Source organism: Ruegeria sp. CDSA021 (genome assembly GCF_059612325.1).
In genome coordinates this window covers 175,251-194,385 of sequence record NZ_JBXWQJ010000006.1, presented here as the reverse complement: position 1 = coordinate 194,385, position 19,135 = coordinate 175,251, and the positions used below count along the sequence as shown (strand labels likewise).

The following is a 19,135-nucleotide window of genomic DNA, read 5'->3' as shown; positions in this document are numbered from 1 at the left end:
GCCAATTTTCAGCGTTTTCACTCTGGGGGCGTGACAGCCCCGGTTCAGCGCGTTAGCATTCACGAGCGTGCATTTGTCTGCGCGCGACATGCTTGTTTGTGGTCAAACCGTGCATAGATTTTGAACAGAACTTAACAGGACCATCGTGGGAGCGGGCTGGATGGATCTGAGGGAATATACAAGACAATACGCGGTTCAGGACAACAGATTGGCTGCGTTAAGCTATTTTGGAACGTTCGCGGCGTATTTTGCGTCACTGGCATTGGCGATCCATTTTGTGGACCTGTGGTACATCATGATACCTACCGGGATCGTCTTTGCCTTTTCCGCTGTGCGACTTTACGTGCTGCAACATGATTGCGGGCACCATTCGCTTTTTGAAACGCGATTGCAGAACGAGTGGGCGGGGCACGGCCTGTCGCCGTTTACCTTTGCGCCGTTCGAAGTGATGAAGCAGAACCACAACCTTCACCATGCAGGCATCGGTAATCTGGAACATCGCGAAACCGGCGAAATTCACACCATGACTGTACGGGAATGGAACGCGGCAGATCGGAAAACGCGTTTGTTCTACAGGCTGTATCGCAATCCGTTCATCCTGGTGCCGATGGGGGCTTTGTTCACATACTTCATTCGCTACCGCTGGCCAAAGAACACTGTGCGCTTTGGCGTGAAAGGCGTGTTGATGCACAACGTGTCTATCGTGGTATTCCTAAGCCTGCTGTATCTGATCGCGGGAATGACCGGGATCTGGGTTTGGTTGGCGTTTTCGTTTCTGGGCGGGATGTTGGGTGTGTTTCTCGTCTATCTGCAACATAATTTCGAGGACACCTATTGGGATCGCAGACCCGAGTTAAACCCTCAGGTCGCTGCGCTTCAGGGGTCTTCAGCACTGGATTTCGGATGGTGGTTCGATACCGCTGTGGCCTGTATCACGTTGCATGACATCCACCACTATAACGCGCGTATCCCTTCCTACCGCCTGCGCGCTTGCCACTATAATCTGCCGCCGGAATTCACACCGCGTCGGATCAAATTCCCCGAAGCCGTTGCAGCGTTGCAGCTGAAACTATGGGATGAGGATGCAAAACGTCTTGTGCCTTTTCCTAAACAAACCCGAACGGCCGATCTTGCCCATGGCTAAAGCACTGGGTTTTGACTGGCTGACATAGAACTTGCTGATTGTACATCCGGTGTATATACAAATCTGCAGGGAGATTGAGAAAGGACAGATAATGACCGCAGTGACCAATATGAAAGGTGTAGGAGAGGCACTTGGCCAGGCTCTTGTCGCCAATGGCTTCAAGACCGCAGAAGCAATAGCCAAGGCAAGCCCTGCTGACCTGGTCAAGGTCCCTCGGGTCGGTGAAGCACGTGCTGCTGTGTTGATTGCAGCCGCAAAAGAGGCCATCTCCGCGAAACCGGCCGCTGCGAAACCTGTTACACGCCGTGCTTCTGTGCGCAAGCCTGCGACCAGGAAGACAACCGCACGCAAAACCACTACGCGCAAGACTGTTGCTGCTGCTGCGGCCGAAAAGCGGGCCGAGGAAGCTGCACGCAAGGCGGCAGAGGAAAAGGCAGCGGCTGAAAAAGCCGAAGCCGCGGCCAAGAAAAAGGCCAAAGCCAAGGCCAAGGCAGAAAAAGCTGCCAAGAAGCGCAAGGAAATGGAAGCCGCGTTCTCCAAGGCCAAGGACAAGGTGAAGGCCAAATCCAAGAAGGACAAAAAGTCCAAGAAGGCTGACAAAAAGAAAGACGCCAAGAAGGCTGACAAAAAGAGCGACAAAAAGAAAGAAAAGAAAAAGGCGAAGAAGTAAGACTTCCTCGCCCTTCCATTTTGTCAGACCGGCGCCCTGCAGGGGGCCGGTTTTCTTATGCCAGCGTACCGTCCAGTTGCAGCGTCAGCTTGCCACCCAGATAGGGGCTCAGGACTTCGGGCAGGGTCACGGTACCATCCGCGTTCTGACCGTTTTCCAGGACAGCGATCAAGCAGCGCCCAACAGCAAGGCCCGAGCCGTTCAGTGTGTGAACATATTCCGGCTTGCCGCCACCATCCGGGCGGAACCGAGCGTTCATCCGACGAGCCTGAAATGCGCCAGTGGTCGAGACCGAGCTGATCTCGCGATAGGTATCCTGACCGGGTAGCCATGCTTCGATGTCATAAGTGCGCCGCGCGCCAAAGCCCATGTCGCCGGTGCACAGAACGACGGTGCGATAGGGGATGCCCAACTGCTCCAACAAGTCTTCGGCACAGCGTAGCATACGCTTCTGTTCCTCATCCGATTTGTCGGGATGGGTGATCGAGACCATTTCGACCTTTTCGAACTGGTGCTGTCGCAAAATACCCGCAGTGTCCTTGCCGGCGCTGCCAGCCTCGGACCGGAAGCAGACGGTATGCGCGGTCATGCGGATGGGCAGAACGGCTTCGTCAAGAATATCCCCGGCAACAGAATAGGTCAGCGTGACTTCAGAGGTCGGGATCAGCCACCAGCCGTTGGTCGTTTGATAGCTGTCGTCACCGAATTTCGGAAGCTTGTCAGTGCCGTACATCGCCTCATCCCGGACCAGAACCGGGGTCTGCATTTCGGTTAACCCATTCTTGTCGATATGCGTGTCCAGCATGAATTGCGCCAGCGCACGGTGGATGCGGGCCACGCCTTGGGACAGGTTCACAAAGCGACTGCCGCTGGTCTTGGATGCAGTCTCGAAATCCATCGCGGCAGCGACGGCGGGAACCTCGAAATGCTCTTTCGGAGCAAAGTCGAACGCGCGTGGGGTACCCCAACGGTTGACCTCGACATTGTCATTCTCGTCCGCGCCTTTCGGCACATCATCGGCGGGCAAGTTGGCAATGCGGGCGAGCTGATCCGTTAGAAGAGCGTCCAGATCTTTCGCCTCGGTCTGCATCCGGGCGATCTCGGCCTTTTTCTCGGCCACCAGTGCGCGCAGGCGTTCGAACTCGGCTTCATCACCGCGGCCCTTGGCGGCACCGACCTCTTTGCTGGCCTTGTTCTGCTCAGCCTGTGCGGTTTCGGCGGCCAGAATCTTGGCGCGGCGGCTTTCATCCAACCTCAACAAATCTGACGACACCGGCGCGTCCCCACGGCGCGCAAGTGCGGCGTCGAAGGCGGCTGGGTTTTCGCGAATGGCGCGGATGTCGTGCATGTCTCAGATCCTTAGATGCGTGAATCACTGAAACCGCTTATGCACCATCTGTCGGGCGGGGTGTAGCACCGGTTACGACTTATCGTCATCGGCGTGGGTTTCATGCGCCAGATGGCCATTCCATTCCTCGGACGGGATTTTTGGTTCTGGTGGATCAGCCATGTACGAGGGTGTCATAATCTGTACGCTATTCTCATTGAACACGGCGACAATGTTGCGGTGCAGGTCCGAGCGGATCTTCGGAATGATGCTGCCGCGCGTAGTGTAGCCGTTGATTTGATAGTTGATTGCGTAATCAGCCAGCGCCGTCCACAGCACGAAGGGTTCGGGCTTGGCCTTGATGCCTTTTGTGCGATTAGCAGCCTCGATCAGCATTGCCTCGATCTTTTCCGGGGGTTCTTCATATCCGATTCCAACCGTAGTGTGCAGTAAAAGCCCGCTGCCATCGGTTTTCTTCGAAAAATTTACCACGTCTGAATTCATCAACTGAGCATTCGGGATTGAGATCAATTCATTCTTGATGGATTTCAGATGCGTTTCCATCAACTTGATCTGCACGACGTCTCCAATGTGATCTCCGATCTGGATACGGTCTCCTATGGATGTGGACCGGCGGTAGATCACGAACAACCCGGCCAACATGTTGGACACGACCGAGTTTGCGCCCAACGACAGCATCGCGCCAACCAGAATGGTCAGGCCCTGAAACGCGGCGGAATCCGAACCCGGAATGTAGGGCACTGCAAACACAAGTGCGATCAGAATGACGATGACACGGGCGATGTTGAACGTCGGGTTGACCCAATGCTTTTCGAAATCGGTCATTTCGAACGAACCCGCTTCGACCGCATCGAAGAACACGCGCATCCCTTTGATTATATACAACGCGACCCATGTGATCAGGCCCAGCATAATAAGGTTGGGTATGTAGCTCAGGATACCCTTGAATATCAGCAGTACGGGTTCAGTCAGGTAAGTGAGCAGCAGTTGCGCGAAATACCGTGTTTCGGCAAATGCAAGAAGGACGAAGGACAGGTAGTAGTAGAAACCGAGAAAGAAGATAACCAGCAGGACAAAATTCAGCCCGTACCTGATCAGGGCTGCGATTGCTTCGGCCTGGACGCTTTTGGCGGTCGCCGTTTCGACATCCCTCAAATAACGCTTTACCATTTTCAGGGTACGCCGCCTGATCCGCCGATGCAGCCATAAGATCAGCACCACGAAGGCGACAAAGCCAAGGGTCCATCCCGCAGCCTCAATTGCCCCTGACACCCGCGCCTGCTCCGAGCGGTTGGCACGATAGGCAAGAATGGCGTCTTCGATGGCCTGACCATGCAGAAACCCGAGAACGTCCAGCTCCATTTGATCCAACTCGGCATCTGCAACTGTCACGATTGACACGATCACACCGTCAGCGCGGATGCGAATGCCCAGATCGGTTTCTTCGAAGGCGATGTCGACCGTGGGATTTTCCGAGGCTTCGGCGATCTCAATGATCTTGTCCTGAACGCTTGCTGCCCGTTCCGGTGCGGGCAGGGCGCTGGAGCCGCGCAGGAAGAACAACATGTCGCCGTCGACGATGACAGGCGCTTTGAAACTGTCCGCGTCTTCTGCCTCGGGTTCGGTGATTTCAGCGGTTGTTTCCTGCGCCTTCAGCGGTGCTGCCAGAAACAGGAGTATTGCCACTAGCGACAGCAAAAGCGTCAACGATTGGAACGGTTTGTAGGATTCTTTCATTGCCCCTCCTGATGCTTGACTATAGCTGAACTGCGATGTCTGCATAGGACATATCTGCAACGCTTGATTGGTTCTTATGTCACCAATGTCAGGTTCCAATGAGACACATCATCGCCTTTGCTTGCAAACACGCATTTCAAAGCATAGGTTCCGCCCAAATTTGCGGAACGGTGCCGCAAGATCTGAACAAAGGAATATCCCATGGAAGGTGGCGCAATCGCCCAGTTTCTCCCGCTGATCCTGATTTTCGCGATCATGTATTTCCTGCTGATCCGTCCACAGCAGAAGAAAATGAAAGAACATACGGCCATGGTCGAAGCCGTGCGTCGGGGTGATCAGGTGGTCACACAGGGTGGCGTGATCGGCAAGGTGTCAAAGGTCAAGGAAGGCGAGAACGAGATTGAGGTCGAGATCGCCGAGGGCGTCAAGATCCGCGTGGTCAAGTCGACCATCGCTCAGGTTCTGAATAAGACCGAACCTGCGAAGTAAGTTCGCGCGATAATCCCTTGAAAAGGCAGGGTAATGCTGCAAATTGATACCTGGAAGCGGGTTCTGATCTGGCTGGTTTGTGTGACTGGTTTGCTCATGGCCCTGCCAAACGCGTTCTACACGCGGGTCGAGCAATCGAATGACGCCAAAACCGCGATTGAGCTGGGCGTAGACACGCCTGAGATGCAGGCCGAAGCTGGGCAATGGCCCACCTGGCTGCCCTCATCGCTGGTCAATCTTGGACTGGACCTGCGCGGCGGTGCGCATCTGCTGGCCGAGGTTCGGGTGCAGGACGTCTATGAAGCGCGGATGGAAGCCATGTGGCCGGAAATCCGCGACGCGCTGCGTGATGAGCGTGCGACAGTTGGCACTATCCGTCGTCAGGACTCGGCCCCGGATGAGATTCGTGTGCGCATCAGCCAGCCCGAGGGGATGTCTCGGGCACTGGAAGTGGTGCGTGGGCTGGCCCGTCAGGTGCAAACCCTGACCGGGGTTGGTGCCACGGATATCGAGGCCCGGGCCGACGGTGATACCATCGTTGTTCAGCTTTCCGAGGCTGAAAAGCTGGCCTCAGACGACCGCACAGTGCGTCAGGCGCTTGAAATCATCCGCCGCCGGATCGACGAAGTCGGTACCCGCGAGCCCACCATTCAGCGTCAGGGCGCGGATCGGATTCTGATTCAGGTGCCAGGTATCGGCAGCGCCGGAGAGTTGAAGGAAATCATCGGAACCACGGCGCAGTTGACGTTTAACCCGGTTGTTAATCGCGGCACCGACCAGGATGCAATTGCCGGCATCGGTGAAGAGGTTGTGCCTTCGATCGATGAAAGTGGCGTTTACTACATCATCGAGTCCGCTCCGGTTGTGACCGGAGAGGAATTGGTCGACGCCCAGCCTTCATTCGATCAGAACGGTCGCCCGGCTGTCAGTTTCCGGTTCAATACATCGGGTGCGCGCAAGTTCGGCGATTATACACGTGACAATATCGGTGCACCTTTTGCCATTGTTCTGGATGATGAGGTGATCTCGGCTCCTGTGATCCAAAGTCACATTCCGGGCGGATCCGGCATCATCACCGGCAACTTCACCGTTGAGGAAAGCACCAATCTGGCGGTCCTACTGCGGGCGGGTGCGCTACCTGCCGGGCTGGAATTCCTTGAAGAACGTACCATCGGCCCCGAACTTGGGCAGGACAGTATCGACGCGGGTAAAGTTGCCACCATCGTGGCCTTTGTTGCGGTGCTGGTCTTCATGGCGCTCAGTTATGGTCTGTTTGGACTCTTTGCCAACATCGCGCTGATCATCAACGTGGGCCTGCTGTTTGGCCTGCTGTCCCTGATCGGAGCAACCCTGACCTTGCCAGGCATCGCGGGGATCGTACTGACGGTCGGGATGGCGGTGGACGCCAACGTGTTGATCTTTGAACGTATCCGCGAGGAACTGAAATCTGCCAAAGGTCCGGCGCGCGCCATCGAGCTTGGTTATGAAAAGGCGTTGTCGGCCATTTTGGATGCCAACGTAACCACCTTCATAACGGCGACCATCCTGTTTGCCATGGGCAGTGGCCCGGTGCGCGGGTTCGCCATCACTCTGGGGCTGGGTATTCTGACCTCGGTCTTCACTGCGATTTTCGTGACGCGCCTGATGGTCGTCATATGGTTCGAACGCCGCCGTCCGAAAATGATCGAGGTTTGACATGAGACTGAAACTCGTACCCCAGAACACCTCGTTCGATTTCTTCAGCCGCTGGAAGATCTGGCTTGGGATTTCGGGCCTGATGATGGTTGTGGCTTTTGCTTCGTTCATGTTGCAGGGCCTGAATTTCGGCATCGACTTTCGGGGTGGTACAACCATCCGAACCGAAAGCACGCAGCCGATTGACGTGGGCACATACCGCGATGCAATCTCTCCGCTGGAACTTGGAGATGTGACGATCACCGAGATTTTCGATCCGACCTTCGGAGAAGACGAAAATGTCGCGATGATCCGCATTCAGGCGCAGGCCGATGCCGAAGCGGTCGAGGCCGCAACGATCACCGCTGTAGAAGAAGCGCTGCAAACTGTGATCCCGGATATTCAATTCGTTTCAGTGGAATCAGTGGGTCCGAAAGTTTCCGGAGAGCTGATCCAGACAGCGGTTATCGCCGTCGCCTTGGCTATCGGTGCGGTGCTTGTCTACATCTGGCTGCGGTTTGAATGGCAATTCGCGCTGGGGGCCGTGGCTGCGCTTGTGCATGACGTGATCCTGACCATCGGCATCTTCTCGGAACTGCAGATTCGTTTCGATCTGGCAATCATCGCGGCGCTTCTGACCATCGTGGGCTATTCGCTGAACGACACGGTGGTGGTTTTCGACCGCGTGCGCGAGAACCTTCGGAAGTACAAGAAGAAAGACCTCAAAGAGGTTCTGAACATCTCGATCAATGAAACCCTAAGCCGGACGGTGATGACCTCTGTCACCACTCTGCTGGCGTTGATTTCGCTTTATGTTCTGGGCGGAGATGTGATCCGTGGGTTTGTCTTTGCCATGATCTGGGGTGTCATCATCGGGACTTATTCGTCGGTCTTTGTGGCCTCGACCATATTGTTGTGGCTGGGGGTAAAGCGCGACTGGTCCAAGCCGTCGAACACGGCGGGCAACCAGTTTGCCAACATAGATGCCTGAGGCATTGCAGCAGGCCCTTGCCCTGCCGGGCCTGGGCTGGCTGATCCTGACCATCGGAGCCGCGGGATTGGTCCGCGGTTTCACTGGTTTTGGAACAGCAATGATCTTTGTGCCGGTCGCCGTCCAGTTCCTGCCCATCGCGGATGTGGTATTTCTGATGGCAGCCACCGGGATCGTCTCGACCTTTGCTCTTGCGCCTCAAGCTTGGCGCGAATGCGACAAGTCCGAGATCAGCACATTGGGCATCGCTGCGGCTGTTACCGTGCCACTTGGGCTTTGGATCATGGCGCAAGTGGACACGCTTGTTCTACGCTGGATCGCCTGCGGCATCATCGGTCTGACACTGACGGCTGTCATTACCGGCTGGCGCTGGGAGGGGCGATTGGGCTTGAGCGGGCGATTGGCCATTGGGGGCGGCGCTGGGGTCATTGGCGGGATGACCGGCCTGACCGGCCCTGTTATCATTGTCTTCTATCTGGCCAGTTCGACAAATGTGCGCAAAATCCGGGCCAACACGATCATCTTTCTGGCCTTGCTGGATGTCGCGATTGTCTTCAGTATCCTGATCGGTGGCGCGGCGGATTTATCGATCCTGTGGATTGTTCTGCTGCTGGGTGTGCCTTATCTGACCACTACGCTGATCGGCAAAGCGCTGTTTGAACCGAAGCTGGAGCGCTTCTATCGCGTTGCGGCCTATTCGGTCATTCTGATCGCGGTGGTGTCTGGACTGCCGATCCTGGATTGACGGAGGGATAACATGCGTCTGAACCAAGTGACCTTTAGCGACGTAAAACCGGTGGACGGTTACGGCCCCGGGTTCTTCCGCATTGGCGGCGAGGTGTTCGAAGGTGCTGTTCTGACCGGCCCTGCGGGTCCGGTAAAATGGGGCGGTTATGAGGATACCCAATCCCTGCTTGATCTGGCCGATGAGATCGACGTCCTGTTCATAGGAACCGGCACGGACGTGGCGCATATTCCCCAAACCCTGCGCGCCGCCTTGGAAAACGCTGGGGTTGGCGTTGAAATCATGAATTCTCCTGCCGCTTGCCGCACCTATAATGTGTTGCTATCGGAAGGTCGCCGGATCGCCCTTGCCCTGATCCCCGTTTGACAGGGTTCCCCAATTCGCTCCTGATTATTCCCAAGCCAGCAACGCCCCTGCGGCAAATCTTGCCTTTTGCCTCTGAAGACAATCCGCTAAGCGGGTTTCATGACTCTGACTGTATCCGACTTGTCGATCACCCGTGGTGGCATTCCCGTGCTGGAAGGTCTCAGCTTTGAACTGCCGCCCGGCAAGGCGCTGATTCTGCGTGGGCCGAACGGAATCGGCAAAACGACGCTCTTGCGCACTTTGGCGGGTTTGCAGCCTCCGCTTGAAGGCACCATCGAAGGCGCCGAGGACCAGATTGCCTATGCGGCCCACTCGGACGGGTTGAAGCCGACACTGACCGTGACCGAGAACCTGATGTTCTGGGCCTCGGTCTTTGGGACCAGCGGCATACAAAGCGCATTGGATACGTTTGATCTGAATGAGCTGGCCGATCGCCATGCCGGTAACCTGTCGGCCGGTCAGAAGCGGCGGCTGGGGCTTGCGCGGATGCTGGTGACAGGACGACCGATTTGGATGTTGGACGAACCCACTGTTTCGTTGGACAAAAACGCAGTGCAGATGTTTGCCGACGCGGTGCGGGCTCATCTGGGGCAGGGCGGGTCGGCCCTGATCGCAACCCATATCGACCTTGGTCTGGATGGAGAGGTTCTGGACGTTGGGCCCAACAAGGCCAAACCCAAACCCATTGACGATTTCGACGGAGGCTTCCTGTGATCGCCCTATTGCTGCGCGACCTGAAACTGGCCTTCCGCGCGGGCGGCGGGTTTGGACTGGGACTTGCGTTTTTCCTGATCGTGACTGTGATGGTGCCGTTTGCGGTGGGTCCGCAATCTTCGCTGCTGTCCACAATCGCACCCGGTGTTCTTTGGCTGGGGGCGTTGCTGGCCTGTCTGCTGTCGCTAGACCGATTGCTGGCTTTGGATTGGGAAGACGGGTCGCTGGATCTGTTGGCCACCGCGCCGCTGCCATTGGAATCGGTTGTGACCATCAAGGCGCTGGCCCATTGGCTGACCACCGGATTGCCTCTGGTTCTTGCGGCTCCGTTCCTGGGTGTCTTGCTGAATCTGCCTGTGCCGGGATTCTTCTGGCTGGTGATGTCACTGTTGATCGGAACCCCGGCGATGAGCGTGATCGGAACCTTTGGTGCAGCTCTGACCGTCGGTTTGAAGCGTGGCGGTTTGCTGCTGTCGCTGCTGGTGCTGCCGCTATACGTGCCCACTCTGATTTTCGGAGCCGAGGTCGCCCGGCGCGGAGCCACGGGGATGGAGGTCCAGACGCCGCTTCTCATGCTGGCAGGTATCACGGCAGCAACTATCGCGCTGTTACCCTTTGCCAGCGCGGCGGTGTTGCGTATCAATCTGCGGTGAACCGTCTCAACTTTGACCAAGGTCAATTGAGAACCACCCCAATTCGGACTAGATAGGGCCCATGTCTATCGCAGCCAAAGCCAACGCCCTCTGGGAATACGCCAACCCGCGTAAGTTTCTTGCAACCAGCGAGCGTGTCCTGCCGTTTTTCTGGATCACCTCACTTGCCTGCATCTGTGTGGGCCTGATCTGGGGCTTTTTCTTTACGCCGGACGATTACAAACAAGGGTCGACGGTCAAGATCATCTATCTGCATGTGCCTGCGGCGCTGATGGCGATCAACTGCTGGCTGATGATGCTGGTGACATCGCTGGTTTGGCTGGTACGGCGTCACCATGTCAGTGCGCTTGCCGCACGGGCGGCGGCACCGATCGGGATCGTGATGACAATGATTGCGTTGTTGACAGGTGCGATCTGGGGCCAGCCTATGTGGGGCACTTGGTGGGCCTGGGATCCGAGACTGACCTCGTTTCTGATCCTGTTCCTGTTCTACCTTGGATACGTCGCCCTGTGGGAGGCGATTGAAGACCCGGATACAGCGGCCGACCTGACCTCGGTCCTGTGCCTTGTGGGGTCGGTTTTCGCGATCCTCAGCCGCTATGCGGTGAACTTCTGGAATCAGGGGCTGCATCAGGGGGCGTCTGTCATGAGGGCAGCGGCTGTGACCGGGGCAGATACCGAAGAAAAGGTCAGCAACGTATTCTTCTATCCGTTGTTGATCTGCATTATCGGTTTTGTTTTGCTGTTCATCGCATTGGTGCTGTATCGCACCGGAACCGAAATTCGCGCACGTCGAATCAAGGCGCTGATGGCGCGGGAAAGGGTGGGCGGATGATCCCCGATCTCGGAAAATACGCGGACTCGGTTCTGTCGTCTTATGCTGTGTCAGTCGTTCTTCTGGTAGTATTGGTTGCGTACAGTGTGATACGTGGGCGCAAAGTGCGCCGGGACATGGAAAAGATCGAACAAAGGATGTCGCGCAATGGCTAAGATATCGCCCTTGATGATCGCTCCACCACTGATTTTTGGCGCCTTTGCCGTATTGGCCGGAATCGGCATGTTCCGCGATGATCCAAATGCCCTGCCATCCGCGCGCGAGGGCCAGCCCGCCCCGCCTGTGGTCCTAAGCGAGTTTCCCGGCAAAACCCCGTTCGATGACGCGACCCTGCGCGACGGAGAGGTCAAGCTGGTTAACTATTGGGCCAGCTGGTGTGCGCCTTGTCGCGCTGAACACCCCAATCTGGAAGCTTTGGCGAAAGAAGGCATCCCGGTCTATGGCATCAACTACAAAGATCAGTTGGCCAACGCAGATGCGTTCCTGACCGAGCTTGGCGATCCTTACACCGCGATGGGACGCGATGAACAAGGCCGCATGGCGTTGGATTGGGGCCTCTACGGTGTTCCTGAAACCTATGTGATTGACGGCGATGGTAAAATTATCCTGCGCTTTGCAGGGCCTATCACGCAACGGGTGATCGAAAGCACAATCCGCCCTGCCTTGGAAAAGGCGGCAGGCGGTTAGACACCTGCAAGCGGCTTTAGCAGGTTTTACAATCGATAGCCTCCGGTCACGCCGAGGACTTCACCGGTTATGAAGCCCGCCGCATCAGAGGCCAGAAACCGAACGACCCGAGCGATATCCTCTGGCACGCCGACACGCCCAAGGGCGGTGTCTTTGACGAACAGTTCTGTCAGGTCATCCGGGCGCGGGGCCTCGGGGATGTTGATCGCACCAGGGGCAACCGCGTTGACGCGAATACCCTGCGGGCCCAGTTCTTTGGCCATGGCACGGGTCCACAGGTTGAGCGCGGCCTTGCTGGCCCCGTAAGTCGCGGCATCACGCGGCGGAAGGGTCGCGTTCATGGATGAGATATTCACGACGCTGGATCCGCTTTGCAGATAGGGCAAAGCCGCTGTCAGCAAGGCTATCGGCGCGATCAAGTTCAGGTCCAGAATATCCCTGTGGTCCTGTGCATCAAACACCTCTTTCGGAGTCGAACGCACAAGCCCCGCATTGTTCACGATGATGTCCAGCCGCCCATACCTTTCGATGACCTGTTCGACAACGCGAACGGGCTGATCTTCCTGTGTCAGGTCTGAGCGGATGGCCAGAAAGCTGCGATCCAACACATCCAAATCGGGCGCGCTGTTCAACCATGTGAACGCAACTTGATGATCACGGCCGAGGTCTTCGACGATTGCCCGGCCAATCCCCCGGGCACCGCCGGTTATCAATGCAACTTTGTCCATAGGCACACCAAATCTGCAAAGTGGATGCGTTACAACGCTAAATCTGATCGTTCTTTTTAAGCGTCACCTGCGCAGCAGAATCCAGATCATCGCCGCGATGAACGCGAAGGTCACAAGGTTCATCAGAGTATCTGTGAGATCACCGATCAGCATTGCGCTGGCCCTCCTCTCTCAGGCCGCGGAACAAACAGACCATCAGCAGGACAGAAATAAAGACAAACGGCAAAGCGCCAAGCGAGATAAGGATCTTGACCGAGTCCACTGACCCAGAAAGGATCATCGCAACGCTCAGAAGCCCCAGTAAGCCCCCCCAGATCAGGCGCACGCGCGGAGGGGGGTTCTCGTCGCCACCTGTCGAGAAGGTGCCCAGGACAAATGCTGCGCTTACGACGCTGGTTACAATGAACAGAAACGCGGCCAGTACCGTTGCGAGCGTTGTCACCAGGGACAGCGGTAGACGGTTAAGCAAGGCGAAGGTCACGCGTTCAATGTTTGTCTGCGTATAGGCCAGCAGCTCACCCGCCCCGTTGAGAGCCTCGAACAGGCCAATGCCGCCAAAAGCGCCGAACCAAAGGATCGAAAACAGCGTAGGGGCGAAGAGTACTCCGATCACGAATTCTCGTATAGTTCGACCGCGAGAGATGCGGGCGACGAAGACACCCACAAATGGGCCCCAGGCGATCCACCAGACCATATAAGTCAGAGTCCAGTCGCTGAACCATTTGGTGACGTCATCGCCGAAAAACGTGAAGGTCTGAAAACCCCTTGGAATGACATTGGTGACGTAATCACCGAAACCCTGAACGACTGTATTCAAAAGATATTCTGTCGGGCCCAGGACCACCGTGTAGGCAACAAGGCTGATCGCAATCAGCATAGCCGCGTTGGACAGTCGCGCCATGCCTTGACCCAGATCGATCAAGAGTGCCGGGATATACGCAGCGACCATCGCCAGAAAGACAACGCCAATCAGTAGGGCTCCGACCGTTTCCCGGCCACCCAGAACAGCTATGCCATCTGCCACCTGAAACACGCCCATAGCCATGGAGCCACCAACGCCGATGGCTATCGCGACGATTGCCATGAAGTCAGAAAACCATCCGACACGTTCCGCCCAGCGTTCGCCGGGAAACAGGCTTTTGATCGGCGCGCTGACCATCATCCCGGTGCCGCGGCGAAAACTGAAATAAGCGATGGTAAGCGCTGTTGAGCCGTAGATGGCCCAAGCGTGCAGACCCCAGTGAAAATTTGTCGCCAACATGGCTTGCTGCGCCGCGATGAAATCCGGCGCCATGCCTGAGATAAAGTTGAAATGGGTGAGTGGTTCTGCCACGGCCCAAAATAGCAGACCGACGCCCATCCCGGCAGAGAACAACATCGAAATCCATGTGGCGGTCGAGAATTCTGGTTCTTCGTCATCGCGACCAAGGCGAATTTTGCCATAAGGAGAAAATGCCAAAAACAGGCATCCGATCAACATGCCCGACGCGGCGAGCATCACGAACCAGCCGCGGCTGTGGAAGGTCTGTTGAACGATACCACTTGCCCAGGTCACCAAACTCTGGATGTCGACAACACCCCATATCCCGATCACAGCGATAACGCTAAGGGAGCAAACCATCAGGGCGTTGGGTTTCTGCATGACACATGATTTCCGTTGATGACCTCGCCCAACAGTTTCAGGTTTTCGAATGAATGACCAGAAAACAAAAAACCCCCGGCGCTTAGCCGGGGGTTAGAAACGCTTGCTTTGCTACCGGGTTACGATGCCTTCGCAAGATTGCGTAGCACGTAGTGCAACACACCACCGTTTTCGATGTACTCAATCTCTGGTGCGGTATCGATGCGGCACTTCAGGGTGATGGTCTTCTCAGACCCATCGCCATAGACGATCGTGCAGGGTACCTCTTGCAGTGGCGCGATGCTGTCCAGACCGTGAATCGAGACGGTTTCGTCTCCCTTCAGACCCAGCGTTTTGCGCGTGTCACCGCCGGTGAACTCGAACGGAATGACGCCCATACCGACCAAGTTCGAGCGATGGATGCGCTCAAAGCTTTCGGCGATCACAGCCTTGACGCCCAGCAGCGCGGTCCCTTTGGCCGCCCAGTCCCGAGACGAACCCGCACCATATTGCTCGCCACCAAAGACGACCAGTGGGGTGCCCTGTTCCTGATAGGCCATCGACGCTTCATAGACTGAGGTCTGTTCGCCATCCGGGCCTTTGGTGTAACCACCTTCGACACCGTCCAACATTTCGTTCTTGACGCGGATATTGGCAAAGGTTCCGCGCATCATGACCTCGTGGTTGCCACGACGCGAGCCATACGAATTGAATTCGCGCGGTTGCACTTGGCGTTCAGTCAGATACCTGCCAGCGGGTGTGGTCGTGGCAAAAGACCCGGCGGGCGAGATGTGGTCGGTGGTGATCATGTCGCCCAGGATCAGCAGAACCTTGGCCCCGTCGATATTCGAGATCGTGCCTGGTTCAGCCCCCATACCCTGGAAATAAGGAGGGTTTTGAATATAGGTCGAGGTCGGCGGCCAGTCATAAGTTTCCTGTTGCGGAACCTCGACCTCTTGCCATTTTTCGTCACCTTTGAAGACATCGGCGTATTTCGACTGGAACGCCTCGCGGGTCACGGTGGCCTCCACCAGCTCCGCGATTTCGGCTTGGGTCGGCCAGATGTCTTTCATATAGACGTCGTTGCCGTCCTTGTCTTGACCGATGGGCTCGGACGTCAGGTCGATATCCATTGTGCCCGCCAACGCGTAGACGACAACCAGAGGCGGCGAGGCCAGATAGTTCGCGCGCACGTCTGGGGAAATACGGCCCTCGAAGTTGCGGTTGCCGGACAAGACCGAGGTGGCCACCAGATCGCCTTCGGCGATAGCTTCTGAAATCTCTCTCTGGATCGGGCCTGAGTTGCCGATACAGGTGGTGCAGCCATAACCCACAAGGTTGAACCCGATCTTGTCCAGATCCTCTTGCAGACCAGCCGCCTCAAGATAAGCAGATACGACCTGCGAACCCGGCGCCAGCGAGGTTTTGACCCATGGTTTGCGATCCAGACCCAATGCTGCGGCCTTGCGGGCCACCAGACCCGCGCCGATCATGACGTACGGGTTTGACGTGTTGGTGCAGGAGGTGATCGAAGCGATCACGACCTTGCCCGATTCCATGCCCCATTCTTCACCTTTGACTTCGATCTGTTTGCCCATCGGACGCTTGAAAGTCTCTGCCATTTCCTTGGTAAAGGCCGCTTTGGCACCAGTTAGTGCAACATAGTCTTGCGGGCGTTTGGGGCCCGAGATCGCAGGAACGATGGTGCCCATGTCCAGCGACAGCGTGTCGGTGTAGATCGGGGCGTAGTTCTCATCGCGCCAGAGGCCGTTTTCCTTGGCATAGGCTTCGACCAGTGCCAGACGATCCTCGTCGCGGCCGGTATTGCGCATGTAGCGAAGGGTCTCGCCGTCGATGGGGAAGAAGCCGCAGGTCGCGCCGTATTCGGGTGCCATGTTGGCAATGGTGGCACGGTCGGCCAGCGGCAGACTGTCCAGACCTTTACCGTAGAACTCGACGAACTTACCGACCACGCCCTTTTCGCGCAGCATTTCCACGACCTTTAGGACAAGGTCGGTGCCGGTGGTGCCCTCGACCATTGCGCCAGTCAGTTCAAAACCAACAACCTCGGGGATCAGCATCGAGATCGGCTGACCCAGCATCGCGGCCTCGGCCTCGATCCCGCCGACGCCCCAACCCAGAACGGCCATGCCGTTCACCATCGTGGTATGGCTGTCGGTGCCAACCAGCGTATCAGGATAGGCAACCTCATCCCCGTTCTGATCCGTGTCAGTCCAGACGGTCTGGGCCAGGTATTCCAGGTTCACCTGATGGCAGATGCCGGTGCCCGGGGGCACAACGCGGAAATTGTTAAAGGCGTTCTGTCCCCATTTCAGGAATTGGTAGCGTTCCATGTTGCGTTCATATTCGCGGTCCACGTTCATCTGGAACGCGCGGGGATTGCCGAACTCGTCAATCATGACCGAATGGTCGATGACCAGATCAACCGGGTTCAGCGGGTTGATCTTTTGTGCGTCGCCACCCAGCGCCTTGATACCGTCGCGCATCGCTGCAAGGTCGACAACAGCCGGAACACCGGTGAAGTCCTGCATCAGCACACGGGCAGGGCGGTAGGCAATCTCTCGCGGGTTCTTTCCGCCATTTGCGCCCCATTCGCTGAAGGCCTTGATGTCGTCGACCGAGACGGAAAAGCCGTCATCTTCGAACCGCAAAATATTTTCCAATACCACTTTCAGCGCGGCAGGCAGTTTCGAGAAATCACCCAAACCGGCCGCTTGGGCGGCGGGGATCGAGTAATAAGAAATGGACTTACCGTTCACGCTCAGGCTGCGGCGTGTCTTGGCGGTGTCCTGTCCGACTTTGATGGGCATCAGTGGCCTCCCTCTCAAATGACTTGGAAAATGGGATTCGCTGTCTGTTATCTGTATCACCAAAGCCCTTGGTTCAAGGTTGAATAATAGCAAAGGTGTCGTTTTAGTATACTATTGTACACAAGTTTGGAAAATCATGTATTCCTGCCTCAAGAAACCTTGATTGGTCGTTGAATACCAAAGCGGCTATTGCTGATACCCGACCGCCCAAACCGAGAGTTCTTATGTTCAGATCCGCCGCATTGACCGCCCTGATGTCCTGTCTTCTGGCTGCCTCTGTTGCGGCTGAGGATGATCCTGTGGTGGTTGAATTGTTTACGTCACAAGGATGCTCATCCTGCCCTCCGGCAGATCGCTTGATGCATGACCTGGCCAAACGCGACGACGTCATCGGCTTGGCGCTGCACGTGGACTATTGGGATTACATCGGTTGGAAAGATGAATACGCCGATCCGGACCACACCCTGCGGCAGCGTGCCTATGCTCGGGAAGGGGGGCGTTCGATGATCTATACGCCGCAGATGGTGATCAACGGGCAGCATGACATTGTGGGCGCACAATCTCGCGAACTGGATCGTCTGATCAATGCTCATCTCAAGGCGACCCCTGAGGCATCGGTTACAGCAACCCGAGCAGCAGATGAAGTGACAGTGGATGTGACTCCCTTGGAACTGCCAGAGGGCGAGACCTATGACGTGCGTATCGTACAGTATTCGCCCATGCGCCATGCCTCGATCCGTCGCGGAGAACTGGCCGGGCACGAACTGGATTATGCCAATGTCGTTGAGACATGGCAGATTGCGGGGCAGTGGGATGGAAATGCCCAGCAATCGTTTTCAGCTCAGCTCAGCTCTGATCTGCCTGCCGTTGTGCTGGTGCAAAGGGCAGGTCACGGGCCGATTGTTGCGGCCACCCAGGTGAAGTGATTAGGGCGTTTCTTTGGGGTTTATCCCCAGCACGTTCAAGTTTTTCCAACGGCGATGAATCCAGAACCATTGCCCCATGTGCTGCCGCACCACCTTTTCCAAGTCATCATTGGTAAACTGGGTCATGGTTTTGGGGTCCGAATGCGGTACCGGATCATGCAGGATGATTTCAAAATCGATGCCATTGGGCTGCCGCACCGCATAACAGGGAATGAGCTCGGCCTTGTACTTTATGGCCAGTTCTGCGTTCAAAACGGACGTGGAAGCAGGCTTGCCGAAGAACATAAGTTCCTCGCCGCCTAACGCATGAAGATCGGATACAATGGCTATGATCCCACCCTTTTTGAGCGAACGCACCATTTCGACCATCCCGCGCCGCCCTTGCTCGAACATCGGCGCGCCGGTTTTGTAGAAGGCTTCGACATAAGCGTCGTTGAAATACGGGTTGGCCATGCGGCGATAGAGGCAGCCAATCGGTTGGCCGCTATGTTCCTGCAGGGCGATGCGCGCGGCCAGATAGTGCCCGAAATGCGCCGTGATCATCATGACCGGACGCCCTTCGGCGATCGCCTTGTCAAAGGCGGCAATGCCCGGACCGGAGATTTTTGCCGATTTTTGCCGCTCAGTGAATCCCTCGGGTGAAAAATGCTCCATGATAGCCCGGCCGGCATTATCCGGCACATCGCGGCAGATCTTTTTCACTTCGGCATCGGATAGGTCAGGGCAGGTGAGCTTCAAGTTCCGCCGGATACGTGTACGAAACCCGACAACCGGCGCCAAAGTACGCATGATCGCGCCCATGGTGGCGACGCGCCGCTCATACGGGGCAAGGCGCATTGCGCCGATGACCCCTTGAAGGAGCATATTGGCGACATAGTATTTTCCAAGCTCAAACCGGCTGAGCTCCGACTTTTCGACGGGCATGGAGGTGTCTCACCGCGTGTTGCGAAGTTGCTTTGCCAGACATACAGCCCGA

19 protein-coding genes are annotated in these 19,135 nt (G+C 56.6%); 13 read left to right on the top strand and 6 right to left on the bottom strand.

Going from position 1 to position 19,135, the window contains the following annotated elements; all coding sequences use genetic code 11:
* Positions 1-160 precede the first annotated feature (160 nt).
* The gene (locus AC2FLD_RS10435; protein ID WP_496669176.1) at positions 161-1,144 is read left to right on the top strand and encodes a fatty acid desaturase; all 984 of its coding nucleotides are present in this window, start codon (positions 161-163) and stop codon (positions 1,142-1,144) included.
* A gap of 91 nt (positions 1,145-1,235) precedes the next feature.
* Positions 1,236-1,814, top strand: a complete 579-nt coding sequence (locus AC2FLD_RS10430; protein ID WP_496669174.1) for a helix-hairpin-helix domain-containing protein — start codon at positions 1,236-1,238, stop codon at positions 1,812-1,814.
* A 55-nt stretch (positions 1,815-1,869) separates the two neighbouring features.
* Here AC2FLD_RS10430 and serS read toward each other — a convergent pair whose 3' ends face one another.
* The gene (gene serS / locus AC2FLD_RS10425) at positions 1,870-3,162 is read right to left on the bottom strand and encodes a serine--tRNA ligase (RefSeq protein ID WP_496669172.1); all 1,293 of its coding nucleotides are present in this window, start codon (positions 3,160-3,162) and stop codon (positions 1,870-1,872) included.
* A gap of 72 nt (positions 3,163-3,234) precedes the next feature.
* Complete coding sequence (locus AC2FLD_RS10420) at positions 3,235-4,899, bottom strand: mechanosensitive ion channel family protein (RefSeq protein WP_496669170.1); 1,665 nt, start codon at positions 4,897-4,899, stop codon at positions 3,235-3,237.
* A 201-nt stretch (positions 4,900-5,100) separates the two neighbouring features.
* Between AC2FLD_RS10420 and yajC the strand changes: the two genes are divergently transcribed.
* From yajC to AC2FLD_RS10370, 10 genes are all read left to right on the top strand, one after another.
* Positions 5,101-5,388: a preprotein translocase subunit YajC gene (yajC, locus tag AC2FLD_RS10415; RefSeq protein ID WP_050602079.1), complete on the top strand. Its 288-nt coding sequence runs from the start codon at positions 5,101-5,103 to the stop codon at positions 5,386-5,388.
* Between the two features lie 33 nt (positions 5,389-5,421).
* Positions 5,422-7,083, top strand: a complete 1,662-nt coding sequence (gene secD, locus AC2FLD_RS10410) for a protein translocase subunit SecD (protein WP_496669169.1) — start codon at positions 5,422-5,424, stop codon at positions 7,081-7,083.
* Position 7,084: 1 nt separating this feature from the next.
* Positions 7,085-8,053, top strand: a complete 969-nt coding sequence (gene secF / locus AC2FLD_RS10405; protein WP_050602081.1) for a protein translocase subunit SecF — start codon at positions 7,085-7,087, stop codon at positions 8,051-8,053.
* Positions 8,046-8,798 (top strand): sulfite exporter TauE/SafE family protein, encoded by a 753-nt coding sequence (locus AC2FLD_RS10400; protein ID WP_496669167.1) that lies wholly within the window; start codon positions 8,046-8,048, stop codon positions 8,796-8,798. The genes secF and AC2FLD_RS10400 overlap by 8 nt, the downstream gene beginning before the upstream one ends.
* Positions 8,799-8,810: 12 nt before the next feature.
* Positions 8,811-9,164, top strand: coding sequence for an Mth938-like domain-containing protein (locus tag AC2FLD_RS10395; protein WP_496669165.1), 354 nt, complete (start codon positions 8,811-8,813; stop codon positions 9,162-9,164).
* Between the two features lie 99 nt (positions 9,165-9,263).
* Entirely contained in the window at positions 9,264-9,878 is a 615-nt protein-coding gene (gene ccmA / locus AC2FLD_RS10390; protein WP_496669163.1) for a heme ABC exporter ATP-binding protein CcmA, read from the top strand.
* Positions 9,875-10,531 (top strand): heme exporter protein CcmB, encoded by a 657-nt coding sequence (gene ccmB / locus AC2FLD_RS10385; RefSeq protein ID WP_496669162.1) that lies wholly within the window; start codon positions 9,875-9,877, stop codon positions 10,529-10,531. Before ccmA ends, ccmB begins: the two co-directional genes overlap by 4 nt.
* A 61-nt stretch (positions 10,532-10,592) precedes the next feature.
* A complete protein-coding gene (locus tag AC2FLD_RS10380; RefSeq protein ID WP_050602086.1) occupies positions 10,593-11,366 on the top strand; it encodes a heme ABC transporter permease in 774 nt (257 codons plus the stop codon).
* Positions 11,363-11,521 carry a heme exporter protein CcmD gene (gene ccmD / locus AC2FLD_RS10375; protein ID WP_496669161.1) on the top strand — a complete coding sequence of 53 codons (159 nt, stop codon included), beginning with the start codon at positions 11,363-11,365 and terminating at the stop codon, positions 11,519-11,521. Before AC2FLD_RS10380 ends, ccmD begins: the two co-directional genes overlap by 4 nt.
* On the top strand, positions 11,514-12,053 hold the full coding sequence (locus AC2FLD_RS10370) for a DsbE family thiol:disulfide interchange protein (protein WP_050602087.1): 540 nt from the start codon (positions 11,514-11,516) through the stop codon (positions 12,051-12,053). The genes ccmD and AC2FLD_RS10370 overlap by 8 nt, the downstream gene beginning before the upstream one ends.
* 26 nt (positions 12,054-12,079) lie before the next feature.
* Here AC2FLD_RS10370 and AC2FLD_RS10365 read toward each other — a convergent pair whose 3' ends face one another.
* The 3 genes from AC2FLD_RS10365 to acnA form a co-directional block, all read right to left on the bottom strand.
* Entirely contained in the window at positions 12,080-12,781 is a 702-nt protein-coding gene (locus AC2FLD_RS10365; protein WP_496669159.1) for an SDR family NAD(P)-dependent oxidoreductase, read from the bottom strand.
* Positions 12,782-12,920: 139 nt separating this feature from the next.
* Positions 12,921-14,423, bottom strand: a complete 1,503-nt coding sequence (locus AC2FLD_RS10360) for a BCCT family transporter (protein ID WP_496669157.1) — start codon at positions 14,421-14,423, stop codon at positions 12,921-12,923.
* A gap of 119 nt (positions 14,424-14,542) precedes the next feature.
* On the bottom strand, positions 14,543-17,233 hold the full coding sequence (gene acnA, locus AC2FLD_RS10355) for an aconitate hydratase AcnA (RefSeq protein WP_496669155.1): 2,691 nt from the start codon (positions 17,231-17,233) through the stop codon (positions 14,543-14,545).
* A 224-nt stretch (positions 17,234-17,457) separates the two neighbouring features.
* Here acnA and AC2FLD_RS10350 point away from each other — a divergent pair, with 224 nt between their 5' ends.
* Positions 17,458-18,159, top strand: coding sequence for a DUF1223 domain-containing protein (locus AC2FLD_RS10350; protein WP_496669153.1), 702 nt, complete (start codon positions 17,458-17,460; stop codon positions 18,157-18,159).
* On the opposite strand, the gene AC2FLD_RS10345 is transcribed toward AC2FLD_RS10350, so the two are convergent.
* Positions 18,160-19,083 carry a lysophospholipid acyltransferase family protein gene (locus AC2FLD_RS10345; RefSeq protein ID WP_496669151.1) on the bottom strand — a complete coding sequence of 308 codons (924 nt, stop codon included), beginning with the start codon at positions 19,081-19,083 and terminating at the stop codon, positions 18,160-18,162.
* Positions 19,084-19,135 lie beyond the last annotated feature (52 nt).